The following is a 16,490-nucleotide window of genomic DNA, read 5'->3' on the forward strand; positions in this document are numbered from 1 at the left end:
GGGCAGGTGCCTAGGAGCCCGACTTGGCGGTCTTGGCGGTCAGGACGTAGCGGGACAGCGGGTCCTGCACGTAGCCCAGCACGTTGGTGCGGACCGCATCCGTTGCCTGCTCGTTGACCAGCCACACGTTGACGGCCTTTTCGGCGAGGATGTTTCCGGCGTCTGCGTAGAGCTTGTAGCGCTCGTCGGGGTCCACGGTCTTGGCTGCTTCGGCCACGATCCGGTCATATTCCGGGTCGCAGAAGTGGCTGAGGTTGTACGCTCCGGTGCAGGTGTAATCGGCGGTGAGGAAACCGATTGGATCGGCGATGTCGATCAGGCGGTTTCGCTGGCTCAACAGCATGTCGTAATTGCCTGCCAGGACAGCGGGCTCTGCCGCGGCGTATTCCTTGGCCTGGATGCTGACAGGGATGCCCACGGCCTTCAGGTTCTCCTGGATGACGGCTGCCACGTCGGCGAACTCCGCCCGCTCCACGATGGCGATGATCTCCAGCGGCCGGGCCGCGGTGTAACCGGCGTCGGCCAGCAGCTTCTTCGCGGCGTCCACGTCCTGTTTCGGGGCTTCCTGCTTGTCGCCTGCCCAGGGTTCAGACGGAGCAAAGACACCCTTGGCCGGGAGGGCCGCACCCTCGTACACGCTGGCCGCCAGCGACTCGAGGTCCAGCGCATCGCGGATAGCGGTCCGGACGTCCACGTTGTTCAGCGGTTCCCTGCCGTTGTTCAGGTACAGGGTGGCCGTGCGCGGCGAATCCGCCTTGTTGACCTTCACGCCGTCGGCGTTCTCCAGTGTGGCCAGGCTCGCAACGGGAATGGAGAGGGAAATGTCGGCCTCTCCGGTCTGGACCTGGGCCGCCCGGGTGGCACCGTTGGTGATGAAGCGGACCTCGGCGCCGGCGAGCTGCACGTCGCCGCCCCAGTAGTCCTCATTCCGTTCCAGGGTCAGGGACTGCTGTGACACTTCGGAGGCCGGGACGAACGGCCCGGTGCAGTGCCCGAACGGATTCAGGTTTTCTCCGGCGTACGCGGCCGGGGCAAGGATGCCGGCGTTAACGCTGGCCAGCCGGTACGGGACCAGCGGGCTCTCGGTGGGAGTGGTGATGCGGACGGTGTTGGCGTCCACCGCGGTGACGGCGCTGACCATTTTGCTGTTGAAGGCGCGGGCCGGGACGGTGGCGGCGAGGACGTGGTTCAGGGCGCCAGCCACCGAATCTGCTGTCAGGGCTGTCCCATCCTGGAATTTCACGCCTTCGCGGATGGTGAAGTCCCAGTCGAGGGGACTGGACTGGGACCACTCCGTAGCCAGCATGGGAACCACTTCGCCCTTGGCGGCGTCGTAGCTGGTCAGCGTCTCAAGGCAGCCGGAGAGTGACAGGACGTACGCGGCATCGGATTCGAGCGCCCAGTTGGCCACGGGCGCGCGGAAGTTGTCCACCACAATCCGCTGGTTGGTGTCGGCCGTGGGGGTCGCAGTGCCCTGTTGGGCCTGGCCACCGCTGAAACCGCAGCCGCTCAGTGTCAGGAGGGCGGCAACGCCCAGGGTGATCCGGGATCGGTGGAGTGGACGCACGAAAAACCGCCTAGCAGGACCCGAGGGGACGTCGGGGAAAAATGAGGACTACTTAGGTTAGCCTTGCCTGCCGCGAAAGGGCTAATCCCGCACGGCGGGCCACCGTAATACTCCAGCGCCCAATATCGCGCCGCAGTATTCCGGTGGCCCGCTGGCACCGCCCTCCGGGCAGTTCCGCGGCAGTTACGGCTTGACGGAAAGTCCGACGGCGTCGGTGGTCACCTTGCCGTGGGCATTCTGGAATATGGCGCGCACCTGCAGTCCGGCCTGTTCCGGGACTGCAGTGAACTCCAGAGTGGACCGGTAGCTGCCCTCGTCCGTCCGCCGGGTGGCAGGTTGGGTTCCCGTCCGCTCCCAGGTGGTGCCGCCGTCGGACGATACCTCCCATACCGCCACCGGCCCGGGTGTTCCGGTGGCGGTGGCAGTGAAAGTGGCCGTCTTGCCAGCTTTGACGGCCGCAGCCTTGGGCTGTTTCTGGACTGCCGGAAGTTCCACGCTCTGGTCGAACTCCGGCCAGCCGTCCACCCAATTGATCTTCTGCAGGCCGAGCGTGGGGAAGTAGGGGATGTCCTCGTTGGAGCCGTCGTAGTAGTGGAAGGCCAGGTAGTCGCCAAAGACCGACTGTCCACCTGGTCCGGTGATGGCTCCATGCGAATCGAGCACCACCGACCCGCCGCCGCCGAACATGTCGCGGCCCTCCTTGTCCAGATAGGGGCCTTTCACCGAGGTGGAACGGCCTACCGCCACTTTGTAAGTGGAGTCGGCGCCGCGGCAGCAGGAGTCGAAGGAGACAAACAGGTAGTAGTAGCCGTCGTGTTCAGTGATGTATGGCGCTTCGACGGGGTTGCCGGGCATAAAGCGGTCCGCGATGTTCACGGTTTGCGCCTGCCAGCCCTCCACCGGCTTGCCGGTAGGCCACTCGAGCGGGACCAGGAAGATGCCGTACCAGAACGATCCGATCGCCATGTAGGGCTGGCCGTCGGCGTCTTCGATGATCCCGGCGTCGATCGCGTTGAACGTCTTGCCGGGGTTGTTCGGGTCAAGGCCGGTGGCCGGGGAGGAGACCACCAACCCCTGGTCCACCCATTCATAGTCGGGATCGCTCGGGTCCAGGGTGGTGTTGGTGGCCAGTGCAGTCAGGGAGTTGTTCCCGCCAAAGCGCGACGCCGAGTAGTACAGGTAGTAGGTGCCGTCATGTTCGGTGATTTCCGGCGCCCAGAGGTTGCCTGGGAGCTCGCCGTCAGAGAAATGCTCATCGATCCAGGCTGGAATCCGGTCCCAGACCGTGCCGGCGTACTCCCACGTGGTTCCTTCATCGTGCGAAGACCAGATCTGGATGGTTCCGCCGTTCTCCCGGTTCAGGAGCCCGGTGGAGTACACGTACCAGGTGCCGTCGTCGGCGATGATCAGGGCGGGATCGTGGATGGGGGAGGTTTCGCCGACCACCGATTTGCCGCCGGGGAGATCGGCGGGCAGCTCCTGGCTGGCCTTTGCCTTGATGGCCGTTGCCTGGATGGCCGGGGCATCCCAGGCCGGTGCGGCGATACTGTTCGTTGTTGGCTGGGCAGGGGCTGACGCTGTGGCTGGAGGCAATGCCAGCGCCCCGAGGGCGAGGCCTGTGACCGCCGCCAATCCAGCGGCGCGCACAGCCCAAGAACGTGACTTCGTCATCACGTGGTCCTTCCGAAAGGTTTGTCCGGGAATGGGGTTAGGGCGTCGGGGATGCGCCGAGGCCGGATTTTATTGCAACGTTGTAACGAAGAATATTCCACGCGTGGCCGCAGGCGTCAAGGGAGTTGGCGGCGGATGGAAACTTATTGGGCATCACCCCTTGACGGCATCCGACAGGCTGTGTGAAGGTTTCTTACAACGTTGCAAATGAATGGCTCCGGATGCGGGTCCGCCATTGCGGACTGCGGGGCAAGCTGTGCACCAGCCAATAAACTTGATCGCTCAACCCAACTCGGAAGGACTGCGTGATGATGAAGTCACGTCCCATGGCCGCTACCCTGGCGCTCTTTACCGCCGCCGGCCTGATGCTCGGCGGATGCTCCGCCCCCACCGGTGGGGACACCGGCGAAAAGAAGCTGACCTTCATGTTCCGCGGGGGTGAGGACGAGAAGAAGGCCTACGAAAAGGCCGTTCAGCAGTTTGAAACGGAGAACGGCGTGGACGTGGACATCATCGTCACCACTGCCGACCAGTACGCCACCAAACTGAAGGCCGCCATCGCCGGCAAGCAGGTTCCGGACGTGTTCTACATCGGCCCCGGCGACGTCCAGGCCTACGTGCAGAACGGCATCGTCAAGGACATCACCGAATACGTGGAGGGTTCGGACACGATCGACCTGGACAACATCTGGGAATACGGCGTGGACAGCTACCGCTACGACGGGAAGCGAGTGGGTGAGGGCTCCATCTACGCCCTTCCCAAGGATGTTGGGCCGTTCTCCTTTGGCTACAACAAGACCATGCTGGAAAAGGCAGGCATTCCCCTGCCGGACAAGGACAAGCCCTACACCTTCGATGAGTTCGTTGCTGCTGCCAAGAAACTCACCGCGGACACCAATGGCGATGGCACCCTGGACCAGTGGGGCACCGGCCTGAACGTCCAGTGGAACCTGCAGCCGTTCGTGTGGTCCAACGGTGGCGACTGGCTCAACGAAGACCGCACCAAGGTCACCGTGGACACTCCGGAATTCGCCCAGTCCCTCCAATGGTTCGCCGACCTGCAGAACGTCCACGGCGTGACGCCCTCTGTGGCCGAAGCGCAGACCCTGGACACCTACCAGCGCTGGATGAAGGGCGAAATCGGGTTCTTCCCCATCGCCCCCTGGGACCTCTCCACCTACCAGAAGCTGGACTTCGACTGGGACGTGATCCCCTACCCGGCGGGTGAATCCGGCAAGACCGCCAGCTGGATCGGCACGCTCGGCATCGCGGTCTCCGAAAGCACCAAGCACCCCGAGGACGCCGTCAAGCTCGTCGAATTCCTGACGGCCAACAAGGAAGCACAGCAGAGCCTGGTGGACGCCGGAATCCAGATCCCCAACCTGAAGGACATGGCGGAGACCTGGGCTGCGGATACCACCACCAAGCCCGCCAACAAGGCCGAGTTCCTGGAGATCGTCAAGGACTACGGCCGCGCCCTCCCGGGCGGCAACACCTACAACGCCGAGTGGTACGACGAACTGTTCACCAACATCCAGCCCGTGCTGGACGGAAAACAGACCGCCGCGGACTACCTGAAGGAAGCCCAGCCCAGGATGCAGGAATTCCTGGACGCCGCCAACCAGCAAGCCGGCAACTAGCCCGACAGACCGGGTGCCGCGGCCCTGCCCGAACGGGTCCGCGGCACCTTATCCACCAGCCTTTGCGTGCCGCTTGGCGCGCCACCCATTAAGAATCAAAGAGGATCCAGCGATGACAACCATCACGCGCCCGCGACGCTCGCGGCTTCACCGGAAGGAACACCAGGCCGCCCTGCTCTTTGTTGCCATACCGGTGATCGGGTTCCTCCTCTTTACGCTCTTCCCGCTGCTGTTCTCCGTCTACGCGTCCTTCACTAACTGGAACGGCATCTCCGCCCCGGTCTTCAAGGGCCTGGACAACTACACCAAGATGTTCGGGGACCGCTACTTCCTGAAGTCGCTGTGGAACACGCTGTTCATGATGATCGGCATCCCCATCGGCCTGGTCATCTCGCTGGCCCTGGCATTGGCCATGAACCGCAAGATGCGCGGAACCACGTTCTTCCGCACCGTCTACTACCTGCCCGTGATCTCCTCGATTGCCGCCGTCGCCATCCTTTGGCAGTGGGCTTTCAATGGCGACTTCGGCCTGATCAACCAGGGCCTGGGCCTGATCGGCATTGACGGCCCCAACTGGCTGCAGGACACGGGCACGGTGAAGCCCGCGCTGATCATCATGGCCGTCTGGAAGGGGCTGGGGTATTCCATGCTGCTGTACCTGGCCGCGCTGCAGTCGGTGCCGCGCTACCTCTACGAGGCAGCAGCCCTCGACGGCGCCTCCGCCTGGCAGCAGTTCCGCCACATCACCATCCCGATGGTTCGTCCGGTCACGTTCTTCCTGATCGTCACGTCCATCATCGGCGGCTCGCAGATCTTCGTGGAGATCAACATCATGACCCCCACCGGCGGCCCCGAGTTCGAGTCCGCTTCCATCGTTTGGTACATCTGGCAAAAGGCGTTCGACAACCTCCAGATGGGCTACGCCTCGGCCATGTCCGTGGTCCTGGGACTGCTGGTGTTCATCATTACTTTCATCCAGTTCCGGCTCAACCGCCGCAACCAGTTTTCGATCGATTGAGGCAGGCAGCCATGTCCGCACAGAACGTCATCAGCACCCCTCCGCTGGAACCCACCGAAGCCATCCCGGCTACCGGCGGACGCGGCCGCTCCGTCCTGCCGGCCAGGAACGGCCACCGCTCGGCCAAGTCGACACTGAAGCTCGGCAACATCATCACCACGCTCATCCTGTCCGTGGGCGCGATCATCATGATTGCCCCGCTGGCCTGGACTTTCTCCACGTCCCTGAAGACCAAGGACGGCGTGTTCGAACTGCCGCCGCAGTGGATTCCGGACCCGTTCGTATGGGAAAACTACGCCCGGATCTGGACCGCCGGACCGCTCCTGAGCGGGATCCAGAACAGCCTGATCGTTGCCTGCTCAGTAACCATCGTTGGCTCCCTGACCTCTGCGCTGGCAGCGTTTGCCTTCGCCAAAATGCGGATGCCCTTCAAGAACGTCCTGTTCCTCGGGCTGCTGTCCGGCCTGATGATCCCATTCCCCACGCTGATGATCCCGCAGTTCACCATCTTCGCCAGTATCGGCTGGGTGGACACCCTGCTGCCGCTGATCGTGCCGGGACTCTTTGGCAACATCATCATGATCTTCTTCCTGCGACAGTTCCTGAACAGCGTTCCGGACTCCATCGTGGAAGCCGCCCGCATCGACGGCGCCTCCTACCTGCAGATCTTCTGGACGTTGATCATGCCCGCCATCCGGCCCGCGCTGGCCGCGCAGTTCATCCTCTGGTTCATGGCTGTGTGGAACGACTACCTGGCGCCCATCATCTACCTGAACTCCCCTGGCACGCAGACCCTGCAGCTGGTCATCGCCAACTTCAACGCCCAGTACGCCATCCAGACCGACTACCCCTTGATCATGGCCGCCTCGTTCATCGCGCTGCTGCCCGTGCTGATCGTCTTCATTGTGTTCCAGCGCCAGATCATCGAGTCCATCGCCCTGTCCGGGTCCAAGGGCTAGCGCCATGGCCACCGCAGATCTCACCAGTGCTGACGCCCCCGCCTTCGATTCCGCAGCAGACCCTGCCTCCTGGGGGGCCCGGCACGCCCACGACCCCACCGTGGTCCGCGACGACGATGGCACCTACTACATGTTCTCCACTGATTCCGTGGCCAACTCGAAAGATATTCCAGCCGGGGTACATATCCGGACGTCCATGGACCTGGTGGAGTGGACATATGCCGGAACCGCGTTGAATGGCGTCCCGGGGCCGGCCGCCGAATGGTCCCAAGCGCAGGGACTCTGGGCGCCCGAGGTGGTCCGCTGGGAGTCCGGGGACTGGCACATGTACTACTCCGCCTCAACCTTCGGCTCCAATACGTCCGCCATCGGGCTGGCTGTAGCGCCCTCACCGGCTGGCCCCTGGCAGGACCGCGGCCTCGTGGTGGCCACCCGCTCGGGGCAGCACTCCCAGAATGCCATCGATGCCGCAGTGACGTTCGACGCCGACGGCGCCCCCTGGCTGACGTACGGTTCGTTCTTCTCGGGGATTTACATCCTGCCGCTGGACCGGACCTCCGGACTGCCGCTGGTGAAGGCGGACCTCGGATCCGTCATCGCCCGCAGGCCGAAGTCCGTCGAAGGCGCAGTAGAAGGTGCGTTCATCCTCCGCAGGCCCGAGGATGACCGGTACGTCCTTTTCGCGTCCTACGATTCGTTGTTCAGTACCTACAACGTGCGGGTGGCCGTGGCAGACTCCATCACTGGCCCCTACCGTGACTTCCATGGCCTCGCCATGACGGATGTGGACGCGCTGCCGGCGTCCGTGGGCACCAAGGTGTTGGGCAGCCACCAGTTCGACGGCGGCACGGGCTGGCTTGCCCCTGGCCACAACTCGGTACTCACGCAGGACGGCCCGGGCGGGAGCCCGGAATACTTCATGGTCCACCACGTTCGGTTCGCGGCCGACCCCAGCGAGCATGTGGTGCAGTTGCGGCGCCTATTCTTCAACTTCGCGGGCTGGCCGGTAGTCTCGCCGCAGCCGTTCGCCGGCCGGGAGACCGAGACGTTGCCCGTGCCGGAGCCTGTGGCGGGGACTTGGCAGGTGCTCCGGTTCGATCCGGGGTCAACGGCACTTGTCCCTGCGGTCGCCGCCGAACTGGCCAGCGTTGTTCCCCTCGTCTCGGGCGGGACACCAACTCCCGCCCGATTGCTTATCGCCGGGGTGCAGGACGGATCAGGGCGGGCTGTTGAACTTGATGCTGTGGTGTTCGGGTCCTGGGACTGGGCCCGTAACCGCCCGGCATTGTCCTTTAGCGGAATCGACCAACACGGCGTGGCCTGGAGCGGAACCAAGGGCGGCACGTCATGAACGACGTTCCGTTGGGGTGGGCCGGACGGGTGATGCAGTGGCTTGCCTTCGCCACCCGCCTGGTGCTGGTCAACGTGCTGTTTGTGGCCGGGACGCTCGCCGGGCTGATGGTGTTCGGCCTCTTTCCGGCCGCCGTTGCCGCCACCACTGTCCTGGGCCGCCTGCGCCTGGGCGGAACAGATGCCGACAGCCAGGGTGGTCACGTGGTCCGGGACTTCGTGACCGTGTACCGCTCGCAGTTCTGGCACACAAACCGGGTGGGAAGCATTTTCTGGCTGGCCGGCGTCGTGCTTTACCTTAATGTCCTTACCGCCGGAACAGCGACGGCGTCCGTGGGCGCCGATGGGACTTTGCTGGTTCATGCTGTCCTGCTGGTACTTGCTGCCCTGGCCGGCCTGGGCACCCTGGCTGCAGCCGCAACGTCGGTGGCCCTGTGCAGCCGCTACCGCGACACCGTCACCAGCGTGTGGCGGACGGCGCTCGTCCTGCCCCTTGTCTCGCCCCTGATGAGCCTGTCGCTGCTGGCCACCGTGACGGCCGCCGTCGTCGTCTTCTCCGCAGTGCCGGTGCTGGTGCCGTTGGTGGGGGCATCCCTTCCGCTGCTCCTGTCGGGCTGGTTGGTGGGGCGCCGGCTGGCGGCGTTCGAAGCGGCGGAGACAGTCGCGGCCGCCGGACAAACCGAACCCGCACAGGCCATCACGCCGGCCGCCGCCTAAGAATCCCAAGTTCGCCCCTTACAAACGCCAACCCCCGTTTTTACAACGTTATACAGAACAGGAAAGAACCGTGACCATCACCTCCGCTGCTGCTGAACAGACCCACTTGGCTGTTGTGGCGCCCACCGTCATCACCATCGACCGGTCCGCCGTCGTTGCCCCCGTCAGCCGCCGTATCTTCGGCTCCTTCGTGGAGCACCTGGGCCGCTGTGTGTACGACGGCATCTACGAGCCCGGCCACCCCACGGCCAACGAGGACGGCTTCCGGCTGGACGTCATCGAACTCGTCAAGGAGCTCGGCTCCAGCACCATCCGCTACCCCGGCGGCAACTTCGTCTCCGGTTACCGGTGGGAGGACGGCGTGGGTCCGCGCGAGGAGCGTCCGGTCCGGCGTGACCTCGCCTGGCACTCCCTGGAGTCCAACCAGGTGGGCCTGGACGAGTTCGCTCGCTGGTGCAAGCTCACCGGCTCCGAACTGATGATGGCCGTCAACCTGGGCACCCGCGGCATCGAAGCTGCCCTTGACCTGCTGGAATACACCAACCACCCCTCCGGCACGGCCCTCAGCGACCAGCGCATCGCCAACGGTGCCAAGGACCCCTACAACATCCGCATGTGGTGCCTGGGCAACGAGATGGACGGGCCGTGGCAGATCGGCCACATGTCCGCCGAGGATTATGGCAAGATCGCTGCCCGCACCGCGTCCGCCATGAAAACGGCGGACAAGAACCTCGAGCTGGTGGTGTGCGGCTCGTCAGGATCCTCCATGCCGACGTTCGGCGAATGGGAACGGGTGGTCCTGGAGCACAGCTACGACTACGTGGACTACATCTCCTGCCACGCCTACTACCAGGAGCGCAACGGCGACCTCGGCTCCTACCTCGCCTCCTCGCTGGACATGCAGTACTTCATCGAAACCGTGGTGGCCACCGCGGACCACGTCAAGCACAAGCTGAAGAGCAAAAAGACCATCCAGCTCTCCTTCGACGAGTGGAACATCTGGTACCTGGACGAGCACCAGGCCTCCGACGAGGTCAACGAGGAATGGACCCACGCGCCGCGCCAGCTGGAGGACACCTACTCCGTCGCCGACGCCGTGGTGTTCGGCAACCTGCTGATCACCCTGCTGAAGAACCACGACCGCGTGGCAGCGGCTTCCCTTGCGCAGCTGGTCAACGTCATTGCCCCCATCATGACCGAACCGGGGGGCGACACCTGGCGCCAGACCACGTTCTTCCCGTTCTCCGTCACCTCCCGGCTGGCCCGCGGCGAGGTCCTGCGCCCGCGCATCGAGGCCGGCACCTACACGACGGCGGTCTACGGCGAGGCTCTGTTGGTGGACGCCGTAGCCACGGCCGACGCCGGCCAGTCGGCTCTCTTCCTCGTGAACCGCAGCCAGACCGAGTCCATCGACGTAACCGTCAACGTTTCGGACCTCAACGCCACGGTGATCACCGAAGCCGTGACCTTGCATGACGAGGACGTCTACGCCAAGAACACCCTCCAGGACCAGAACCGGGTTGGCCTGAAGCAGCTCCAGGGCGCCGTCCTTGAGGAGGGCACGCTGACGGTGACCCTGCCGCCCGTGTCCTGGTCCGCCGTCGCGCTTGGCTGACGTGCGCTCCGAGCCGAGTGATTCCGCTGCCGGCCGCCCTGTTGTTCGATTCACAGCGCGGCGGCTGGCGGCGGTGCTGGCCGCCGTCGTCGTCCTTGTCCTGACGGCCTGCGGCACCTCTCCGGGCGCGGCGCCTGAGCCGAAGCCCGCCGAACTCACTGGCGACTTCTTCACACACGACCCCGCGCTGGTCAAAGGCGGGGACGGCGAGCCGTGGTTCATTTACTCCACCGGCAACGGGCAAGTGGCGGACGGCAACATCCAGATCCGGCGCTCCGATGACGGCGTGGAGTGGGAGTACGCCGGCGAGGTCTGGCAGGAAAAACCGGCCTGGCTGGCAACCGCGGTCCCGGGCGTGGACAACCTGTGGGCGCCGGAACTCTATGAACACGACGGCACCTGGTACCTGTATTACTCGGCGTCCACGTTTGGAAAGAACCTGTCCGTGATCGCGCTGGCCACGAACACCACGCTGGATCCGGCCGACCCCGCGTACGAGTGGGTGGACCGCGGGCAGGTTATCTCCTCCAAGGGGGAGCGTTTCAACGCCATTGACCCCGGCATCGTGGAAGACGAAAACGGGACGCCGTTCATGGCTTTTGGATCCTTCTGGACCGGATTGCAGCTGGTGCAGCTCGAATGGCCTACCGGCCTGCGCGCCGATGCCGCGGATCCGATAACGATCGCCGACCGGAAGGTCCCGCCGAACGCCATCGAAGCGCCCTACATCCTGCCGCATGATGGCCAGTACTACCTGTTCTTCTCTCGGGACTTCTGCTGCCAGGGCCTGGAAAGCACGTATAACATCGCGGTGGGACGTTCGGACAGCATTGCCGGCCCCTATGCGGATGCGGAGGGCAAGGAACTGCTCGACGGCGGCGGGACCCCTGTGTTGGCCACAGATGGCGGGCGCGTGGGGCCGGGCGGCCAGTCCGTTTCCGGGGACACGCTCGCCTTCCACTACTACGCCGAGGAGCTGGACGGGGCGTTCCGGCTGGGGCTGGCCGATCTTGAGTGGAAGGACGGGTGGCCCAAGGCGAGCTAGGATCCGCGTGCGTTCCTCCCCGGTTCCTCCCGACCGAAGCAGCTGAATCAGGCCGCGCCACGGCGTGTCGCGCGTGGAAAGCGCTTCACCGGCGGGGCCGCCAAAAGCAACTGGGCAGGAGCGTACAGCCGGGCGGCCGGAGGTCATGGACGAACTGTTCCAGGCCTTCCCGCTGCCCACCTACGCCCGGCTTGCGCCCGCCGTCGATTCGCGGGCCACAATCCGGAACGCCGTCTCGATCTCCCGTGGCGGCATGCCGTTCGGTTCCTTGATCCGCTCCATCAACATCCGGATGGCGGTCTCGGCGATTTCCGTACGGCCGGGATCGACGGTACTCAATGTGGGCAGGCTGTACCGGGTTTCGTCCAGGTCATCGAAACCGATCACGGCGACGTCGTCCGGGACGCGGAAGCCCGCCTCCTGCAGGACGCGCACGGCGCCCTGGGCCAGGGTGTCGTTGAGACCAAAGACGGCATCAAAGGAGGCGCCGCGGTCCAACAGGTCATGCATGGCGGCCGCGCCATTGGACCGGTGCCAGTCCACCACGTAGGCCACGATTCCGTCGTCGTATGGAATGCCCCGGGCCTCGAGGGCATCCCGGTAGCCCCGCAGCCGGAGGCCAGCAGAGCCGATCACTTCCCCCTCGTGGGCCCCCACGACAGCGATCCGCTTCTTTCCTAGGTCCAGCAGGTGTTCGGTGGCAGCCCGGGCGGCAGTGACATTCTGCATGGTGACGTGGTCGGACGCGCTGCCGAAGATGCGCTCGCCGAGCAGGACAACCGGCACCTCGGCCTTGATCAGGTGCGCGTCCTCCTGGCCGAGCGCGAGCGGGCTGAAAATGAGGCCATCGGACATCTTGAGCCGGGGGCTGGCCATCACTTCAAGCTCGCGCTTCCGGTCCGCGCCGGTCTGTTCTATCAACACCACCAGGCCGTGCTTCGCTGCGGCTTCGATGACGGCGTCGGCCAGTTCGGCGAAGTAGGGCAGGCTCAACTGGGGCAGTGCCAGGGTGATGGCGCCGGTCTGCCCCGAGCGGAGGCTGCGGGCTGTGAGGTTGGGCCGGTAGCCAAGTTCCTCAATGGCCTTTTCAACCCTGGCGCGCGTAGTGTCCCGGACGTGTGGGTGGTTGTTGATCACGTTGGAGACGGTCTTGAAGGACACCCCTGCCACACGGGCCACGTCGTGCAGCGTTGCCGCCATCCTGCCTCCCCCGGGTGTTGTTCTGGGCCACGCGGCCCGTCAAGGATAGTTTACAACGTTGCATCGCCGAAGCGGCCCTTCCCTGCGTTGCTCTATCACTTCCGGTTCCTAACAGGCATGTTTGGCAGCCATGAGTGATAGAGCAACGCCGAATGTTTAGCGCCGCTTCCGCTTGGAGCGCTGCTCCTCCCGCCGCTCGGAGGTGTCGCGCTCCGCGGAGCGTTGCGATTTCCCGGCCACCACTACCTTCTGGTGCCACTCGCGCTGATACGCCCGACGGGCTGCGGCGTCGGTGCGCCGGGCCAGGGCGGCGAGTTCGCGCTGGAGTTTCCCGTAGCTATGCCAGCGCCGTTCGTCCAGCGTCCCGTCCGCCAGGGCAGCCTGCACGGCGCAGCCCGGTTCGCGGTGGTGGGCGCAGTCCGAAAACCGGCAATGGCTGGCCAGCTCCTCCACGTCGCCGAACATTTCGCCCAGGCCTTCATCGGCGTCGAACAGTCCGAATCCCCGGACGCCCGGGGTGTCCATGAGGACGCCGCCATTGGGCAGCGGCACGAGTTCACGTGACGTGGTGGTGTGCTTGCCCTTGAAGTCGCCTGAGCGGACCTCGCCGGTGTGCTGCACTTGGTGGCCCACGAGGGCATTGATGAGGGTGGACTTGCCAGCACCCGACGGGCCCAGGAGGACCAGCGTGCCGTGCGGCGGCAGGTGCGCCAGGAGCGCGTCGATACCATCGCCGTTCTCGGCCGACGTGGTGACCACGTCCACGCCGGCCGCCTGCAGGATGACTTTGCCGACGACGTCGTCCGCCACGTCCGCCAGATCGGCTTTGGTGATGATCACCAGCGGAACCGCGCCGGAATCCCAGGCGGCCACGAGGGTGCGTTCCAGGCGGTTGTGGGTAAGCGGCCGGTCCACGGGGACCACCACGCCCACCACGTCCATGTTCGCGGCGAGCACCTGCGCCTCCGAGGAGTCTTCAAAGGCACGCTTGCGGCTGAGTTCGGACCGGCGCGGAAGGATCCCGGTGATCTGGCGGTCGCCGGCTCGGTTGGGTCCGATCCACACCCAGTCGCCCGTGACCGGCACGCCGGCGTCGAGCGGGTAGGGCAGGTGGAGCAGTTCGCTTCCGACGGCCGTGAGGACCAGGTTGCGGTCCACACGGACCACCCGTCCGGGTTCGTGGTGATGCTGGGTTTCGGGGTCGTGGGAGTCGAAATACTGGGCGATGGAAGGGGAGTAGCCGTAACGTTCGGGTCCGTCGTGGCTGGAGTCCTGGCTGGAGTCGTGGCTGGAAAGGGATGCGGCAAAGCTGTGCAGGCTGGTGCCTGACGAATTGTTCAAGGTGAGTCCTCGGGAGAAGTCCCCAGGCACCTGGGTGGGCGGCAGTCCTGCGGCCGGAACCTGTGGTGCGCGCCTAGGCGGTGCGGAGGCGGGGGAGCGGGGTGATTGGTTTGATGGGTGCGGGGCGCCCTGGGCGCGCGGCTGTGACAGTCATCAAAACCACCTCCGTTCTCTACCGGTGTCCGGATTCCTTCACGGACTCTCGGTTGTTGAGTGTAGCCCGGTGCTGGTTGTGTTGGGTAGGGGGAGACCGACAGGTCGCCAATCTATTGACGGTCCGTGTGATGCAGGCTACAGTTGACCCAGTTATACGAATAACTACCTCATTACCTAAGGCCCGAGGAGGTGCCCATGGCTGGATCACGGCCCAAGTCAGGACCGACGATGCATGACGTCGCGGCCGCCGCGGGAGTTTCACAGGCAACTGTGTCCCTGGTGCTGAACTCGGCTGCCGGGTCACGCTTTTCCGAGGATACCCGGAAGCGCGTACGGGATGCCGTGCGCCGGCTCGGCTACCGCACCAACGCCCATGCCAAGGTTCTCCGTGAGGGTGTGGCCGGCATGATCGGGTTCATCGGTGACTCCGTGGCTACCACTCCTTTTGCCGGAGCCATCATCGAAGGTGCCCAGCAGCGGGCATGGGAGGACGGGCTCCTCCTGCTTACGGTGAATACCGGGGGCGACAAGGAGCTCGAGGCTGCTTCCCTGGACACGATGCTCTCCTACAAGGTTGCAGGAGTGGTCTACGCCGCCATGTATCACCGGCGGCTGGATGTCCCGGAGGTGCTGGCTGATGTTCGATCCGTAGTGCTGAACTCCCAGGACCGTGCTGGACGGGTCCCGAGTGTCGCACCGGACGAAGTCAAGGGCGGATATGCGGCCACCAGCCGGCTGCTCAAAGCTGGTCACACCCACGTGGGGATGATCAATATCGAAACCCTCGAAAGTGGGCTGCCTGCTGCTGTTGGCCGATATGAGGGATACTGCGCGGCACTTATGGACGCGGGGCTGGACGTTGATCCGGGCCTGGTCCGGTTCGGTCAGGGCGGTGAGGTGCATGGCTACAAATACGCGATGGAGCTGCTCACTTCCCAAAACCCGCCCACAGCGATTTTCTGCGCCAATGACCGCGGCGCCTGGGGTGCCTACCAGGCGGTGTCGGACCTGCGCCTATCTGTCCCCGGGGACGTCTCTATAGTCGGGTTTGACAACCAGACGACCATCGCGCCGCACCTTCGCCCGGGATTGACCACCTTTGAATTGCCGTTCGTCGCCATGGGCCGTCGTGCGGTTGATCTGATACTCCAGGATGCGGAACCCGACGGCCGGGTCGAGCTAATGGACTGCCCTCTGATTGAACGGAATTCAGTGACTCATCCTAAGGAGATGCCATGAGCCGCACCATCCCGGCCCGACGCGGGCGTCCTGTTGCGGCACCGTTGCCGCAACGAAAAAATTCTCTTTCGCTCCGCCTGAAGAGGATTTCCCGTGCCTGGCAGTTATACGTATTACTTGCCCCGGCGATCGTCTATATCCTGGTCTTCAAGTACTGGCCGATGTACGGCGTTCAGATCGCATTCAAGAACTACAACCCGGTGGACGGGTTCACCGACAGCCCCTGGGTGGGCCTGACGCACTTCATCAGGTTCATGAACTCCTACCAGTTCGGCCAGGTCGTAGGTAACACGTTGTGGATCGCAGTTCTCGGCCTGCTGGTGGCCTTCCCGATCCCGATCATCCTCGCGTTGCTGGTCAACCAGCTCCAGAGCGAGAGGTTTAAGAAGTTCACCCAGACAGTGCTGTATTCGCCTGCTTTCATCTCCACCGTCGTGGTGGTGGGCATCATGTTCGTGGTCCTCTCGCCCAGGTCTGGTCTCGTGAACAATGCGATCCAACTCGGCGGCGGTGAACCGATCTTCTTCATGGGCTCCGCAGAGTGGTTCCGCCCCATCTACGTCATCTCGGATGTCTGGCAGAACGCCGGCTTCTCCATGATCGTGTACCTTGCGGCATTGGCCGCCATCGACCCGGCACTGCATGATGCGGCCAAGGTCGACGGCGCCTCGAAGCTGCAGCGCATCCGGCACATCGACCTGCCGGGCATCATGCCGGTGGTGACGATCCTGTTCATCCTGGCCATCGGAAACCTGCTTAACGTCGGTTTCGAAAAGGCGCTGCTGATGCAGACGCCGCTGAACCTCTCGACCTCGGAGATCATCCAGACCTACGTCTACCACGCGGGCCTGCAGCAGGCGCAGTTCAGCTACTCGGCCGCCATCGGCCTGTTCAACTCCCTCCTTAACCTGGCGCTGCTGCTCGTGTTCAACACGATTGCGCGCCGGGCCAACCAAGCGACCCTGTGGTGAG

The 16,490-nt window shown here is 64.5% G+C and carries 13 protein-coding genes; 9 read left to right on the forward strand and 4 right to left on the reverse strand.

Annotated elements, in window-relative coordinates; translation table 11 throughout:
* Positions 1 to 10 precede the first annotated feature (10 nt).
* Both V9L18_RS00695 and V9L18_RS00700 read right to left on the reverse strand, forming a co-directional pair.
* Positions 11 to 1,567, reverse strand: coding sequence for an ABC transporter substrate-binding protein (locus V9L18_RS00695; protein ID WP_337345252.1), 1,557 nt, complete (start codon positions 1,565 to 1,567; stop codon positions 11 to 13).
* Positions 1,568 to 1,750: 183 nt separating this feature from the next.
* Positions 1,751 to 3,238: an arabinan endo-1,5-alpha-L-arabinosidase gene (locus V9L18_RS00700; RefSeq protein WP_337345253.1), complete on the reverse strand. Its 1,488-nt coding sequence runs from the start codon at positions 3,236 to 3,238 to the stop codon at positions 1,751 to 1,753.
* A 308-nt stretch (positions 3,239 to 3,546) separates the two neighbouring features.
* On the opposite strand from V9L18_RS00700, the gene V9L18_RS00705 reads away from it, so the two are divergent.
* The 7 genes from V9L18_RS00705 (at position 3,547) to V9L18_RS00735 (ending at position 11,582) form a co-directional block, all read left to right on the forward strand.
* Entirely contained in the window at positions 3,547 to 4,878 is a 1,332-nt protein-coding gene (locus tag V9L18_RS00705) for an ABC transporter substrate-binding protein (RefSeq protein ID WP_337345254.1), read from the forward strand.
* Between the two features lie 112 nt (positions 4,879 to 4,990).
* A complete protein-coding gene (locus V9L18_RS00710; RefSeq protein ID WP_337345255.1) occupies positions 4,991 to 5,896 on the forward strand; it encodes a carbohydrate ABC transporter permease in 906 nt (301 codons plus the stop codon).
* Positions 5,897 to 5,907: 11 nt separating this feature from the next.
* Positions 5,908 to 6,855, forward strand: coding sequence for a carbohydrate ABC transporter permease (locus V9L18_RS00715; protein ID WP_337345256.1), 948 nt, complete (start codon positions 5,908 to 5,910; stop codon positions 6,853 to 6,855).
* A 4-nt stretch (positions 6,856 to 6,859) separates the two neighbouring features.
* Positions 6,860 to 8,206 (forward strand): arabinan endo-1,5-alpha-L-arabinosidase, encoded by a 1,347-nt coding sequence (locus V9L18_RS00720; RefSeq protein ID WP_337345257.1) that lies wholly within the window; start codon positions 6,860 to 6,862, stop codon positions 8,204 to 8,206.
* Positions 8,203 to 8,922 (forward strand): YesL family protein, encoded by a 720-nt coding sequence (locus V9L18_RS00725; RefSeq protein WP_337345258.1) that lies wholly within the window; start codon positions 8,203 to 8,205, stop codon positions 8,920 to 8,922. The genes V9L18_RS00720 and V9L18_RS00725 overlap by 4 nt, the downstream gene beginning before the upstream one ends.
* Before the next feature lie 70 nt (positions 8,923 to 8,992).
* Positions 8,993 to 10,537 carry an arabinosylfuranosidase ArfA gene (arfA, locus tag V9L18_RS00730; protein ID WP_443197917.1) on the forward strand — a complete coding sequence of 515 codons (1,545 nt, stop codon included), beginning with the start codon at positions 8,993 to 8,995 and terminating at the stop codon, positions 10,535 to 10,537.
* A gap of 1 nt (position 10,538) precedes the next feature.
* Positions 10,539 to 11,582: an arabinan endo-1,5-alpha-L-arabinosidase gene (locus V9L18_RS00735; protein WP_337345608.1), complete on the forward strand. Its 1,044-nt coding sequence runs from the start codon at positions 10,539 to 10,541 to the stop codon at positions 11,580 to 11,582.
* A gap of 180 nt (positions 11,583 to 11,762) precedes the next feature.
* Here V9L18_RS00735 and V9L18_RS00740 read toward each other — a convergent pair whose 3' ends face one another.
* Both V9L18_RS00740 and rsgA read right to left on the reverse strand, forming a co-directional pair.
* Entirely contained in the window at positions 11,763 to 12,782 is a 1,020-nt protein-coding gene (locus V9L18_RS00740) for a LacI family DNA-binding transcriptional regulator (protein WP_337345259.1), read from the reverse strand.
* A gap of 156 nt (positions 12,783 to 12,938) precedes the next feature.
* Positions 12,939 to 14,123: a ribosome small subunit-dependent GTPase A gene (gene rsgA, locus V9L18_RS00745; protein WP_443197916.1), complete on the reverse strand. Its 1,185-nt coding sequence runs from the start codon at positions 14,121 to 14,123 to the stop codon at positions 12,939 to 12,941.
* A gap of 351 nt (positions 14,124 to 14,474) precedes the next feature.
* Between rsgA and V9L18_RS00750 the strand changes: the two genes are divergently transcribed.
* Both V9L18_RS00750 and V9L18_RS00755 read left to right on the forward strand, forming a co-directional pair.
* Entirely contained in the window at positions 14,475 to 15,518 is a 1,044-nt protein-coding gene (locus V9L18_RS00750) for a LacI family DNA-binding transcriptional regulator (protein WP_337345260.1), read from the forward strand.
* On the forward strand, positions 15,515 to 16,489 hold the full coding sequence (locus V9L18_RS00755) for an ABC transporter permease (protein WP_337345261.1): 975 nt from the start codon (positions 15,515 to 15,517) through the stop codon (positions 16,487 to 16,489). Before V9L18_RS00750 ends, V9L18_RS00755 begins: the two co-directional genes overlap by 4 nt.
* Position 16,490 lies beyond the last annotated feature (1 nt).

Source organism: Pseudarthrobacter sp. CCNWLW217 (assembly GCF_037203985.1).
Lineage (GTDB): Bacteria > Actinomycetota > Actinomycetes > Actinomycetales > Micrococcaceae > Arthrobacter.

Excerpts from the sequence above, each read along its gene's own strand:
- V9L18_RS00720 (WP_337345257.1), top strand. The coding sequence starts at position 6,860 with ATGGCCACCGCAGATCTCACCAGTGCTGACGCCCCCGCCTTCGATTCC.
- V9L18_RS00725 (WP_337345258.1), top strand. The coding sequence starts at position 8,203 with ATGAACGACGTTCCGTTGGGGTGGGCCGGACGGGTGATGCAGTGGCTT.
- V9L18_RS00710 (WP_337345255.1), top strand. The coding sequence starts at position 4,991 with ATGACAACCATCACGCGCCCGCGACGCTCGCGGCTTCACCGGAAGGAA.
- V9L18_RS00740 (WP_337345259.1), bottom strand. The coding sequence starts at position 12,782 with ATGGCGGCAACGCTGCACGACGTGGCCCGTGTGGCAGGGGTGTCCTTC.
- V9L18_RS00755 (WP_337345261.1), top strand. The coding sequence starts at position 15,515 with ATGAGCCGCACCATCCCGGCCCGACGCGGGCGTCCTGTTGCGGCACCG.
- V9L18_RS00700 (WP_337345253.1), bottom strand. The coding sequence starts at position 3,238 with ATGACGAAGTCACGTTCTTGGGCTGTGCGCGCCGCTGGATTGGCGGCG.
- V9L18_RS00750 (WP_337345260.1), top strand. The coding sequence starts at position 14,475 with ATGGCTGGATCACGGCCCAAGTCAGGACCGACGATGCATGACGTCGCG.
- V9L18_RS00715 (WP_337345256.1), top strand. The coding sequence starts at position 5,908 with ATGTCCGCACAGAACGTCATCAGCACCCCTCCGCTGGAACCCACCGAA.
- V9L18_RS00705 (WP_337345254.1), top strand. The coding sequence starts at position 3,547 with ATGATGAAGTCACGTCCCATGGCCGCTACCCTGGCGCTCTTTACCGCC.